Source organism: Streptomyces sp. NPDC050164, assembly GCF_044459945.1.
Taxonomy (GTDB): Bacteria; Actinomycetota; Actinomycetes; order Streptomycetales; family Streptomycetaceae; genus Streptomyces; species Streptomyces coeruleorubidus_A.
Map to the genome: position 1 here is coordinate 215,975 of NZ_JBITJK010000003.1, position 12,682 is coordinate 228,656.

Annotated in this window: 10 protein-coding genes and 1 pseudogene; 3 read left to right on the top strand and 8 right to left on the bottom strand. The window is 71.8% G+C overall.

The features are described 5' to 3' along the window. Positions 1-96: 96 nt before the first annotated feature. From ACIBNA_RS06375 to ACIBNA_RS06405, 7 genes are all read right to left on the bottom strand, one after another. Entirely contained in the window at positions 97-900 is an 804-nt protein-coding gene (locus ACIBNA_RS06375) for a class I SAM-dependent methyltransferase (RefSeq protein ID WP_399164110.1), read from the bottom strand. Then, a complete protein-coding gene (rfbD, locus tag ACIBNA_RS06380; RefSeq protein ID WP_399164111.1) occupies positions 887-1,774 on the bottom strand; it encodes a dTDP-4-dehydrorhamnose reductase in 888 nt (295 codons plus the stop codon). The genes ACIBNA_RS06375 and rfbD overlap by 14 nt, the downstream gene beginning before the upstream one ends. Next, entirely contained in the window at positions 1,771-2,751 is a 981-nt protein-coding gene (gene rfbB, locus ACIBNA_RS06385; RefSeq protein WP_399164112.1) for a dTDP-glucose 4,6-dehydratase, read from the bottom strand. The genes rfbD and rfbB overlap by 4 nt, the downstream gene beginning before the upstream one ends. Further along, positions 2,748-3,815: a glucose-1-phosphate thymidylyltransferase gene (locus ACIBNA_RS06390; protein WP_399164113.1), complete on the bottom strand. Its 1,068-nt coding sequence runs from the start codon at positions 3,813-3,815 to the stop codon at positions 2,748-2,750. Before ACIBNA_RS06390 ends, rfbB begins: the two co-directional genes overlap by 4 nt. Positions 3,816-3,919: 104 nt before the next feature. After that, entirely contained in the window at positions 3,920-4,102 is a 183-nt protein-coding gene (locus ACIBNA_RS06395) for a hypothetical protein (protein WP_399164351.1), read from the bottom strand. 179 nt (positions 4,103-4,281) lie between these two features. Beyond that, complete coding sequence (locus ACIBNA_RS06400; protein WP_399164114.1) at positions 4,282-4,701, bottom strand: CBS domain-containing protein; 420 nt, start codon at positions 4,699-4,701, stop codon at positions 4,282-4,284. A gap of 96 nt (positions 4,702-4,797) precedes the next feature. Next, positions 4,798-7,248: a SpoIIE family protein phosphatase gene (locus ACIBNA_RS06405; protein ID WP_399164115.1), complete on the bottom strand. Its 2,451-nt coding sequence runs from the start codon at positions 7,246-7,248 to the stop codon at positions 4,798-4,800. A gap of 162 nt (positions 7,249-7,410) precedes the next feature. Here ACIBNA_RS06405 and ACIBNA_RS06410 point away from each other — a divergent pair. Both ACIBNA_RS06410 and ACIBNA_RS06415 read left to right on the top strand, forming a co-directional pair. Further along, positions 7,411-7,762, top strand: a pseudogene (locus ACIBNA_RS06410) (hypothetical protein); the annotation flags it as partial. 283 nt (positions 7,763-8,045) lie between these two features. After that, positions 8,046-10,202: a SpoIIE family protein phosphatase gene (locus tag ACIBNA_RS06415; protein WP_399164116.1), complete on the top strand. Its 2,157-nt coding sequence runs from the start codon at positions 8,046-8,048 to the stop codon at positions 10,200-10,202. Positions 10,203-10,388: 186 nt separating this feature from the next. On the opposite strand, the gene ACIBNA_RS06420 is transcribed toward ACIBNA_RS06415, so the two are convergent. Next, positions 10,389-11,795, bottom strand: a complete 1,407-nt coding sequence (locus ACIBNA_RS06420; RefSeq protein WP_399164117.1) for a S1 family peptidase — start codon at positions 11,793-11,795, stop codon at positions 10,389-10,391. 650 nt (positions 11,796-12,445) lie between these two features. Here ACIBNA_RS06420 and ACIBNA_RS06425 point away from each other — a divergent pair. Next, positions 12,446-12,661 carry a type A2 lantipeptide gene (locus ACIBNA_RS06425; RefSeq protein WP_399164118.1) on the top strand — a complete coding sequence of 72 codons (216 nt, stop codon included), beginning with the start codon at positions 12,446-12,448 and terminating at the stop codon, positions 12,659-12,661. The last annotated feature ends 21 nt before the right edge of the window (positions 12,662-12,682 follow it).

The window sequence follows — 12,682 nt, forward strand, 5'->3', positions numbered from 1 at the left end:
GCCGGAAAGGCCGGGCCACGTCACCCTGGCACGCCTCGGGCCCGGGCGCACGCAGCGCCCGGGCCCGAGGGACGTCGAGCAGGCCGACGTCGGTGGTCAGCGGCTGACGCCCACCTGTTCCAGGGCCTTGCGCAGGGGCTCCCAGCCGATGGAGCGGGGCAGGCCGCGGTTGCGGGCCTGGGTGAGGGGGCGCCAGAAGCCGGCTTCCAGCAGGGCCTCGGGGCGTACCGCACCGGCCCGTTCCAGGATCGCCTCGGGGACCTTCTGGGGGTCGGGCACCTTGTACTCGGCCATGATCTCGTCGTACTTGTCGTGCAGGACCCGGTTGTTCGGGTCGGCACCGAAGACGACGAGCTGGCCGGTGGGTGCGGTGTCCACCTGGACCGCGACCAGGTCGGGGCGGTAGCGCGTCAGGACCTCGGCGATCTTGTAGACGTCGCCGGTCCAGGCGTTGGTGTGCCGGTCCCGGGCCGCCTCGTCCACGCTGCGCGGCAGCATGTCGTCGAAGACGATCACGCTGGACCAGTCCGAGTGCTTCTCGACGTTCATGAAGTCACGCAGCGCGTACTCGAACAGGTGCATGCCGTCGATGAACGACAGGTCCACAGTCGTGCGGCGCCAGTAGCCGATGGGGCTGCGGCCTCTGCGCAGGTTGCGCAGCGGGTGACGACCGCCCTTGAGGTGCTGCAAGGGGTTGTCACGGGCGAAGAAGTCGTCACTGGTGGCCTTCACCAGGTGGACGTCGCACTTCAGCTCCGAGACCACCTTGAAGGCGGGGTCGATCGCAATGCTTGGGACGCGGGACAGACGCAGGCTGCGACCGTCGTTGACGCCGATCTCCAGGTAGTTGCGATTGGCGCTGACCTTGTGCAGTTCCCGGAGGAACTCATGGCGTTTCACGAAGGGGACCTTCCTTGCGGATATGGGGCAGTGCTTCGTGCAGGGCGGAGCGCCAGTCGCGCGGCAGCGGCAGGCCGATCTCCTGCCACCGGCGGTGCGCGAGGGCGCTGTACGCCGGGCGGGGCGCGGGCCGGGGGAAGGCCGCGCTGCTGGTGGGGCGCACCCGGTCCGGGTCGGCGCCGATGAGGGAGAACACCTCGCGGGCCAGCTCGTACCAGGTGGCCTCGCCCGAGTTGGTGGCGTGGAAGACGCCGTGCGCGTCGGGTCCGATCCGGGGGCCGAGGTCGGCGATCCGTTCGGCGACGTCCGCGCTCCAGGTGGGCTGCCCGCGCTGGTCGTCGACGACGTCGAGGGTGTCGCGGCGGGCTTCGAGACCGATCATGGTCCGCACGAAGTTAGTGCCGCCCGCCCCGTAGAGCCAAGCCGTGCGCACGATCGCGCTCGCCCCGGGGAGTTCCTCCAGCACGGCCCGCTCGCCGGCCAGCTTGGTGCGGCCGTAGGCGGTGCGGGGGGCGGGCGGGTGGTCCTCCGGGTAGGGGGCGGTGCGGTCCTCGCCGGAGAAGACGTAGTCGGTGGAGAGGTGGATCAGCCGGGCGTCGTACGCGGCGCAGGCCCGGGCGAGCAGGCGCGGGCCGTCGCCGTTGATCTGCAGGGCGCGGGCCTCGTCGCTCTCGGCGTCGTCGACGGCCGTGTATCCGGCGCAGTTGACCACGAGGTCGGGGCGGTGCTCGCCGAGAGCGGTGTCGACGGCCTCGGGCGCGGTGATGTCCAGGGCGGCGCGGTCGAGGCCCACGACGTTCTCGCCGCGCCGGGTGAGCTCTTCGACGACGTCCCGGCCGAGCATCCCGCCCGCCCCGGTGACCAGCCACTTCATGCGCGCTCCTGGGCGACTCGCTGCTTCAGGGGCTCCCACCAGACGCGGTTGTCGCGGTACCAGGCGACGGTCTCGGCGAGGCCGGTGGTGAAGTCGTGGCGGGGGCGGTAGCCGAGTTGGTCGCGGGCCTTGGACCAGTCGACGCAGTAGCGCAGGTCGTGGCCCTTGCGGTCCTCGACGTACTCCACGCGGTCCCAGTCCGCGCCGCAGGCCTGAAGGAGCAGGCCGGTGAGTTCCTTGTTGGTGAGCTCGGTGCCGCCGCCGATGTTGTAGACCTCGCCGGGCCGGCCCTTGGTGCGGACGAGGTCGATCCCCTGGCAGTGGTCGTCCACGTGCAGCCAGTCGCGGACGTTGCGGCCCTCGCCGTACAGCGGCACCTTGTGGCCGTCGAGGAGGTTGGTGACGAACAGCGGGATGACCTTCTCGGGGAACTGGTGCGGGCCGTAGTTGTTGGAGCAACGGGTGACGCGCACGTCCAGGCCGTGGGTGCGGTGGTAGGCCAGGGCGAGCAGGTCGGAGGAGGCCTTGGAGGCCGAGTACGGGGAGTTCGGCTGCAGCGGGTGGTCCTCCGGCCACGAGCCGGTCTCGATGGAGCCGTAGACCTCGTCGGTGGAGACGTGCACGAAGGGGCCCACGCCGTGGCGCAGGGCGGCGTCCAGCAGGGTCTGGGTGCCCAGCACGTTGGTGCGGACGAAGTCGGCCGCGCCGCTGATCGAGCGGTCCACATGGGACTCGGCCGCGAAGTGCACGACCTGGTCCGCGTCGGCCATGAGCTTGTCGACCAGCTCGGCGTCGCAGATGTCGCCCTGCACGAACTCCAGCCGGGGATGGCCGAGTTCGAGGTTGTCGAGGGTGCCGGCGTAGGTGAGCTTGTCCAGCACGGTGATGCGCGGCGCGTCGGGCGCGTCCGAGGCGAGAGTTGCGCGCACGTAGCGGGAGCCGATGAACCCGGCGGCGCCGGTGACGAGGAGGTTCATGAAGTGATCTGCACCTTGCTGTGGTCTCCGAGGACGAAGCGGTGGGCGCTGGGGACGCTGGGGGCCGGCGTCACCTCGACGTGCCGGCCTATCAGCGAGGCCTCGATCCGGCCGACGCCCTGGATCGAGGAGTCCCGCAGCACGATGGAGAACTCCAGTTCACTGTCGGTGATCCGGCAGTTCTCCGCGATGGAGGTGAAGGGACCCACGTAGGAGTTGCTGATGACGGTTCCGGAACCGATGACGGCGGGGCCGACGATGCGGGAGTTGACGATCCGCGCGCCCTCCTCCACCGCCACTCGCCCGATGGTCTCCGACGCGGTGTCCACGTCGCCGTCGATCCGGCGGTCCATGCCCTCGAGGACCATGCGGTTCACCTCGAGCATGTCGCCGACGTTGCCGGTGTCCTTCCAGTAGCCCGTGATGACCGTGGAGCGCACGTCGGCGCGGGAGTCGATCAGGTGCTGGATGGCGTGGGTGATCTCCAGTTCGCCGCGCCAGGAGGGTTCGATGGCGCGTACCGCTTCGTGAATCAGGGGTGTGAACAGGTAGACGCCGACCAGGGCCAGATCGCTCTTGGGCTGGTCGGGTTTCTCCTCCAGGCCGATGACCTGGCCGGAGGGGTCGAGTTCGGCGACGCCGAAGGCGCGTGGGTCGGCCACGCGCGTGAGCAGGATCTGGGCGTCGGGCCGGTTGCTGCGGAACTCGTCGACGAGTCCGGTGATGCCGCCGACGATGAAGTTGTCGCCGAGGTACATCACGAAGTCGTCGTCGCCCAGGTAGTCCCGGGCGATCAGTACCGCGTGGGCCAGCCCCAGGGGCCGCTCCTGGGGGATGTAGGTGACCTTCAGGCCGAACTGCGACCCGTCGCCCACCGCTTCCTCGATCTCCGCGGCCGTGTCCCCGACGATCATTCCCACGTCGGTGATGCCGGCCTCGGCGATCGACTCCAACCCATAGAAAAGCACGGCCTTGTTGGCCACTGGCACCAGTTGTTTGGCCGACGTGTGTGTGATCGGCCTCAGTCTTGTTCCTGCGCCGCCGGACAGCACGAGAGCCTTCATTCGGTTCACCATAGTCGTGATCCGGCGGATGTGAACATCACTTCTTCGGGTTGTCGATGCGCGCCGTTACCCGGATCGTCACCGCGCGGCCTCCTGGGGAGCGGTCAGTCCTCGCCCCTGACGATGTTCCAGTCCGGCTCGGAGCGCGCGGTTCGGGTGGTGGCCCGGTCCTCCACGGCGGGGAGGCAGGTCCGCAGCGCGGCCTTGTCGCGCAGGCGGCGTGCCTTCGACCAGCCGGTCTCGGGCCGACGGACGACGGGCTTGTCACTGGTGTCCATGGAGGTCACGACTCATCATCTTCCTTCTGCATCCGCTGCCGTTCGAGTCCCCATGAACAAACCGAACAAACACGGGTCGTGACGTCTCGGCCGGGCGCTGAACTCCCCCTCACCTCAAGGTTGTTCCCCGCACGTACGCCGGTCCCGCGCACCGCGTGTGCGCGGGACCGGCCGGCCGGGGGCTGTTGTCACGTGTTGGGACGCGCGGCGCTGATGTCGCCCAGCGCCGAGTCAGGGTCGCGCTCCATGGCCATGTCGCCCAGGGACACGATGCCCACGGGATGGCCGTGGTCGACGACCGGGATGCGGCGCACGGAGTGCTCGCGCATCAGCTCCACCGCGTGCCCCAGGTTCTCGTCGGGGCTGACGGTGACCAGGTCGTCACTGCACGCGCCGGCCACGGTGGTCTGCTCCGGGTCACCGCCCTGGCTGATCGACCGGACCACCAGATCACGGTCGGTGACCACACCGCGCAGATCGTCGCCGTCCGTCACCAGGACGACGCCGACGTCCTCGTCGCGCATGATGCGGGCCACCTCGGCGACGGAGGTCTGCGGCTCGACCGTGGCCGGATCGCTGGTCATGATGTCGCGGACATGCTGAGCCATGACGTTCCTCTTCCTTCGGCTCCTTGCGGGTTCTCCGTCTTGCGCCGCCCGGGTACCCGGCCAACCGGCCCGGTCACCAGGTGATCGTGGAACGGTTCACCGTCCCAGCACCAGCTCCGCCCACACCTGCTTCCCGCCGCTGACCGGCAAAGTCCCCCATGTCGCCGACACGGCCTCGACGAGGAGGATGCCCCGGCCGCCCGTGGCCTCCCAGCCGATGCTGGTCGGCCGGACCGGGCTGCGCGGGGAGGCGTCGGCGACGGCGACACGCAGGCGGTTGTTGATGAGCGTGAGGTCCATGCGGACCCGGCCGTCGGTGTGGACGAGGGCGTTGGTGACGAGTTCGGAGACGACGAGGAGGACGGCGTCGAAGTCCTCGGTGACGCCCCAGGAGCGCAGGGTGCGCCGGGCGAAGCGGCGGGCGTGCCCGACTGCCTGCGGGACGCGCCACACCGTCCAGCTCTCCCGCAGCGGGCGCAGGTCCATGCCGTCGTAGCGCATGAGGAGCAGCGCGACGTCGTCGCTGCGCGGGGCGTTGCCGAGGAGGGCGTCGGCGACGAGCCCCAGGTCGGCGGGGGCGGCTGCGGCCAGCCGGCCGGCGAGGCGGTCCATGCCCTCGTCGATGTCGGTGCCGGGGGTCTCCACGAGGCCGTCCGTGGCCAGGGCGATCACGGTGCCGGGCGGCAGCCGGAGCGGACTCATGGGAAAGTCGGCCTGGGTGACCACCCCGAGGGGCGGGCCGCCCTCGGCCTCCGCGATCTCGGTCCGGCCGTCCGGGTACCGCAGCACCGGCGGCAGGTGCCCGGCGCGCACGCACCAGGCGGAGCCCTCCTCCAGGTCGATGTCGACGTAGGCGCAGGTGGCGAAGAGGTCGCTCTCCATGTCCATGAGCAGTCGGTTGGCGTGCGAGACCACGACATCCGGCGGGTGCCCTTCGACGGCGTAGGCGCGCAGGGCGGTGCGCATCTGGCCCATGAGGGTGGCGGCGCCCGCGCTGTGTCCCTGGACGTCGCCGATGATCAGGGCGACGTGGTGGTCGGGCAGCGGGATGACGTCGTACCAGTCGCCGCCGAGTTCGAGTCCGGCCGTGCTGGGCAGATAGCGGGCGACGGCCACCGCGCCCGGCAGCCGTGGCAGGCGGCGCGGCAGCAGCTGGCGCTGGAGCATGCCGACGAGTTCGTGTTCGGCGTCGAATGCCCGGGCCCGCATCAGGGCCTGCCCGGCGAGGCCGGCGCAGGCGGTGAGCAGGGCGCGTTCGTCGGTGCCGAAGTCGTGCGGGGCGTCCCAGCCGATCAGGCAGGCTCCGGCCATGCGGTTCCCGGCGGGCAGCGGCAGGACGGCGAGGCCGCCGGGGCCGACCTCGGCCAGGGCGCCTTCCAGAGGGCTGCCGGCGGGCCAGATCCGGGCCCGGCCCTCGCGCAGCGCGGCGGCGAGGGTGGGCATGGCGCGCACGGGCGCGTCGGGCCACTCGCCGCGCCACTCCGTGCGCCACAGCTCGGGCCAGGCCTCGGGGTCGGGTGGGTCGAGGACGGTGACGACGAGCCGGTCGCTCTCCAGCTCGGCGAGGGCGATCCGGTCCGCCCTCAGCGGTCGGCGCAAGGCGGCGACCACGGCGTTGCCGACGTCGCGGACGGTGACGGCGGTGGCCAGCGCGCTGGCCAGGCGCTGGACGCGGGCCACGTCGGTGACGTCGGAGCGCAGCGTGGAGGCGTCGGCGACGGTACCCACGAGCCGCGCCGGGTGGCCGTCGCCGCCGGGCAGGAGCCGCCCGCTCAGCCGGAGCCACTTCGGCGGCCCGGTGGGCTGGAGCACGCGGAATTCCAGCTCCCGGTCGCCGATGGACATGTGGTCCGCCTCCACGACGGACATCAGCGAGGGCAGGTCCTCCGGCACGGTCAGGCCGAGCAGGGTCTCGACCCGGCCGTCGAACTCCACGGGGTCCAGGCCGAACAGGTCCAGCAGCTCGTCGCCGACCCGGACGCGGCCGGTGTCCATGGCGAGGCTGAAGGCGCCCGGGGGCAGTTCACCGCCCTCGGCAAGCACGGCCGGGGCGGTGAAGGCGACCGCCTCGGAGATGAGCTCCAGGCACTTGCGGTCGTCGGTGTCGAACCCGGCGGGGCGCTCGCTCACGGCGAGCAGGCAGCCGCCGCCGTTCCCGGGCACGGGCAGGGCGACCAGGTGGAAGTCCCGGGACGGCACGCGCCGGGCCTCGGCGTGCTCGGCGAGTTCGGCCGGGCCCAGCGAGACCGGCCGTCCACCGCGGTGGGCCTCGGCGACCGGGGACCGCCCGGCGCGTGGGTAGCTGTCGCGCAGCCCGTACAGCGTCCTGGGCACCCCGGCCGACTCGACGAGGCAGAGCAGTTCGCCGTCCTGACCGGGCGCGTACACGGCGACGAACGCCGCACCGGCGAAGACGAGCGCCTGTTCGAGAGCGCGGTGCACGCGTTCGGGCGACCCCTGATCGACCGCGATCGCTTTGAGGGCACCTTCGGCACGCAGCGTTCGCGTTCCGCGCTCTTGGGCGCCCTCACTGACCACGTTGGCCATTACAGCGCTTATGAGATACCTGCGCAGCCCCTGTGACCGTTCCGTGGAGCCGAGCTGGCGCCGGCGCTCGAAAGCCACCGAACGTGTCTTTACCCGTGCGTTCCACACGTGTTCTCGTGACAGGCGTGACTGTCCGGGCCCGTCGCGTGGCCGGAAGGCTCGGTGCCCGTCACGACAGGGGGACGCACGGACAAGCGCTACGAGGTGTACGCGCTCGCCGACCGGCATTTCCACGGGACGCCGGACCCGGCTGGCGCCGGGCGGGCAGGAGGCCGCGCAGGGGGCGGCCGGGCGCCTCTACGAGACGGCCCGCCGGCCGGTGCCCGAGGGCTGGGAGGCGGCTCGGACCGGCGACTGGCTGACGATGACACCGCTCGGCCCGGACGGCGAGCCGCCGGCGGGTCCGGCACAGGGCTGGAAGATCCACGCCTCTGCGACCCGGGCGAACGCGGAACAGATCGCCGGGATCGTGTGGGACTACTGCGTCACTGCCGCCCCCTACCGCTCGCCGTACGTCCCGTCGTCGTGTCGAGCGCGTGCCCCCTTGTTCGCGACCATGACCCTGCGTGAGCGCGGAGAACCGGACATCAGGCTGCGTGGGGGCGCACGCGCGACGCCCGCACACCGGCCGCGCTTCGACTTCGGCGGCATGGGTCGCGGCGGTCGGGCTCCTTCGACGGGGCCATGCGTCTGTGACCGACAGTAACCAGGTCCGTCCCCCGGGGCCGCTCGTCGTGCGCGACGGGCCGCCAGGGAGGAGATTTGTTCCTGAGCCCGGCGCGCGGCCGTGCGAGGAGGTGGTCGGCGTGTCCGACGGGCAGTCGTTCGCGCAGGCGCCGGCAGCCGCCAGGACGCCGGTCGGCCGTCCCCTGCTGTCCTTGGCGCTGGCCTCGATGATGGACGAGGTGCATGCCCACTCCGGCGCCGTGTACCTGCTGGCGCAGGACCGGCCGGTGCTGGAGATGGCGGTGATGGCGGGGCTGCCCCGGGCCTTCGCGGCGCCCTGGGAGCGGGTGGGGCTGAGCGCGCCGATCCCGGTCGCCGACGCGGCGCGCGAGCGCAAGCTGGTGTGGGTCGGCGGCGAGGAGGAGATGGCCCGCCGCTATCCGCGGATCGCCGTGGTACTGCCCTATCCGTTCGCCCTGGCCGCGGTGCCGGTGGCCACCGAGTCGACCGTGTACGGCGCGGTGTTCGTGACCTGGCCGGGCGCGCATCCGCCGGAGCTGTCCGACCATGAGCGCGAGCATCTGACCGCGGCCTGCGGCCGGCTGGCGGTCCGGCTGGAGCGAGCCGCCGAGCACAGCATCCCGCCGCACCCCGAGACCGATCTGGTCGCCTCGCCCCTGGTGGGCGGGATGGCCGGCACGCTCGGCACGGTCGAGGCGGCCCGGATGGTGAGCCGGCTGCCGTACGGGCTGGTCTCGCTGGATCTGCACGGACGGATCGGCTTCGTCAACGCGGCGGCGGCCGAGCTGCTGAACGTCCCGGTCAGCCGGCTGCTCGGCACACAGCTGTGGGCGTCGGTGCCGTGGCTCAACGACCCGGTGTACGAGGACCGTTACCGGGCCGCGCTGATGAGCCAGCACACCGCCTCCTTCGTGGCGCTGCGCCCGCCCGGCGAGTGGCTGTCGTTCCGGCTGTATCCGAGCACGACGGGGCTGAGCGTCCGGATCACCCGGGCCCGGGCCGTGGCGGAGATGAACCGGGCCGCACCGCCGCCCGACGGGACGCCGTCCCGGCTGGTCACCATCTCGCAGGTGCTGAACCTGGCCGGTGCGCTCACCGAGGCGGTGGGGGTGCAGGACGTGGTGCAGCTGGTCGCGGACGAGATCGCCCCGGCCGTGGGCAGCCAGGCGCTGGTCGTGCTGGGCTCGCGGGCGAACCGGCTGCGGGTGCTCGGGCATCGCGGGTATCCGGACGCGCACGTCGTGGAGCGGTTCGACGGGATGCCGCTGACCGAGTCGACCCCCGGCACGCAGGTGCTGCGGACGGGCGTGCCCGCCTTCTTCGAGTCGCAGGAACATCTGGAGCGCCTCTACCCGGCGCGGCTCTCGACGCCCGACGGGTTCGCGGCCTGGGCGTATCTGCCCCTGATCGCCCAGGGCCGGCCGGTGGGGACGTGCGTGCTCTCCTACGCCGAGCCGCACCCCTTCCCGACGGAGGAGCGGGCGGTGATGACCAGCCTGGCCGGGCTGATCGCCCAGGCGCTGGAGCGGGCGCTGCTCTACGACGCCAAGCACCGGCTGGCGCACGGCCTCCAGGAGGCGCTGCTGCCGCACTCCCTGCCGTCGCTGCCCGGCATCGAGGCGGCCGCCCGCTATGTGCCGGCCACCCAGGGCATGGACATCGGCGGCGACTTCTACGACCTGGTGCGCACCCAGGGGATGGCGGCGGCGGTGATCGGGGACGTGCAGGGGCACAACGTCACGGCGGCCGGGCTGATGGGGCAGGTCCGCACCGCGGTGCGCGCGTACACGGCCGTGGGCCAGGCGCCCGAGGAGGTCATGCGCAGCACCAACCGGCTGCTGCTCGACCTGGAGGCCGACCTGTTCGCCAGCTGTCTGTACCTGCGCCTCGACCCGGCGCACGGCCGGGCCGTGATGTCCCGGGCGGGTCATCCGCCGCCGCTGCTGAGACGCCCGGACGGGCGGGTGCGCGTGCTCGACCTGGCCGGTGGCCCGCTGCTGGGCATCGACGCCTGCGCGGTGTACCCGACGACGGAGGTCGCCCTCGCCCCCGGCTCCCTGCTCGTCCTCTACACCGACGGGCTGGTCGAGTCCCCCGGCACCGACTTCGAGGAGGCCCTCGCCGGCCTGGGCCGCCGTCTGGCCGACGCCGGGGACCAGCCGCTGGACGAACTGGCCGACAGCCTAGTCCGCCAGGAGCCCCACCGCACGGAGGGCGAGGAACGGCTAGACGACATCGCCCTGTTGCTGCTCAGGGCGGTCGGGTAGGGCAGGTCGCCGCCGTGCACGAGGCCGGGCCGGTCCTCCCGCCGGAGGACCGGCCCGGCCCACCGCCGGCCGGAACCACGGCTCAGGCCGGTCGGTGGCTGGGAACGCCGGTGGGCCGGCCCGGTCCCGCCAGGAAGGGGGCGGAACCGGGCCGGCAGCGTCGGACCGGCTGCCGACGGTTTCGGGTCAGCGGGACTCGGTCAGACCGGAGTTGTCCTCGACACCCTGGCCCGTGTCCTGACCAGCACCCTCGCCGGCTCCGGCGCCCGCGTCCTCGCCTCCGGCCTGCTCACCGGCACCTGCACCAGCGCCGGCCTCTTCACCGGCACCGGCTTCCTCGCCCGCACCAGCACCGGCGTCGCCACCGGCCCCGGCCTCCTCACCGGCACCGGCACCAGCACCGGCGCCGGCGTCCTCGCCCGCACCGGCGTCCTCGCCGGCACCGGCCTCTTCACCCGCGCCACCGGCCGCGCCGCCCGCGCCGAGGGTCGCGCCGACCGCCTCCAGGGCGGTGGTCACCGGCTGGAAGAACGTCTCGCCGCCGACCGTGCAGTCGCCGCTGCCGCCCGAGGTCAGGCCGATCGCGAGACCGTCCTGGGTGAACAGCGAACCGCCACTGTCGCCGGGCTCGGCGCAGACGTTGGTCTGGATGAGGCCGGTGACGGTGCCCTCCGGGTAGTTCACCGTGGCGTCGAGTCCGAGGACCTGGCCGTCGGCGAGCCCGGTGGTGCTGCCCATCCGGAAGACCTCCTGGCCGACGGTCGCCTCCGCGGCCTCGGTGATCTGGACGGTCTGGTCTCCGGTGTTGACCTCGCTGGGCGCCTCGGTCGCGGGGTCGTCGTACTTCACGAGCGCGAAGTCGCCGTCGCCGGGGAAGGTGGACTGGTCGACGGTGGCGATCGGCTGGCCGCCCTGCGTGTCCGACCACTCGTTGCCGCCGAGGGTGCAGTGACCGGCCGTCAGGAAGGCCGGCGAGCCGTCGCCCGCGGTGACGTTGAAGCCGAGGGAGCAGCGCGAGCCGCCCGCGAAGATGGCGTCGCCGCCCGAGACGAACGGCTTGAAGGTGCCCGCGGACTTCTTGATGGTCGCCATGCCGGAGCCGAGGCTCTGCACGGTGGACTCCAGTCTGTCCCACTTGGCACCGGTGACGGTGCTGTCGGCCGTCACCAGGAGCTTGTTCGTGCGCGGGTCGATCGACCACGAGGTGCCCGCGATGGTCGCGTCCGACTTCAGGGTCTGCGCCCCGCTCTGGAGCTCCGACCAGCTGTTGTCGACCTCGCGGACCTTCGCGCCCGCCGCCTTCGCCTGCACGATCACGTTGTTGTTGTCGCCCGGTACGACGTTGACGACGAGCTGCTGGCTGTCGCTGTCGTAGTAGGAGCCGCCGAACGCCTCACCGAGGAGCCCGGAGAGCTGCGAGGCGAGATCCGAGGCGTCGCCCGCCTTCAGGGTCTTCGGCGCGGCCGCCGCGTCGTCGGACGAACCGTCCTGCGAGGCGTTGGCGTTGGGGAGCAGGATCGCGGCCGCGCCGAGCGCCACCACGCTGCCCGCCGCTATCGCGGCCTTGCGCTTCGGAATTCGCTTGTGACTCAAACTTCTCTCCTCCTGGGGAACGGAGTAGGTGCCGCCGTCCGGCAGCTTCTGGGGGGCGCCTGGATGGCTGTTGGTACGCACGGGCCGCCCGGGGCGTTCAATTCCGTTTGCAAGCGATCCGTTCGCACCGTGAAATCAGCCAACTGGCCGGATGACGGTGTTTCAGTCACGGGCTTCAGGACGGCATACCGAACGAACACGATCCGTATCCGACCGGAAACCGTCTGTTGCGATCGCAGAGTGGAATCTCACCTTCAGCGAATCTGCACATCGAATGCTCAACCCGGTCACCGAGTCGAGGGTTATCCGCGCGCCGACCGCGTCGGCCACGCCTTTGGGGCGGGAGTGCCGGATTCGCCGCCCCACGGAACAAGGGGTCCGATGAGCCGATGCCGTGGCGCGTGTGAAGAAGTCGCCACCAAGGCGTGCACACACCTGCACTCTTCGGTGCGGCTGGGGCGCAAGTTGCCTGGTGGGACAGCTGGTTGATTGGAAGCGCGCGCCCGCAGCGTGCTTTGATCCATCGCACCGCGGGGGCCGCACAGGGCACTCGGAAACGGGAGTCCGGCACTCGCGGTCGCGGCCGTCATCTGTCCCCAGAGGGGGCCGCTCCCCCCTTGTGAGATATCCATATGAAGGGAAGTTCCATCATGAACTCCACCCCCCAGGTTGAGACCGTCGAGATCGCTGACGCCCAGCTCGACGCCATCTCCGGCGGCCTGTCCGTGAACGCCGTGAACACCGTCACCGACACGGTCGACGGCATCGCCCCGGTTTCCGGCCTGGTCAACACGGCCGTCGGCACCGTCGAGGGCGCCACCGGCCTGAACACGGCCCCGGTCACCAACCTGGTCTCCGGCCTCTGATCTGGCCCCATTGCCGTTGAC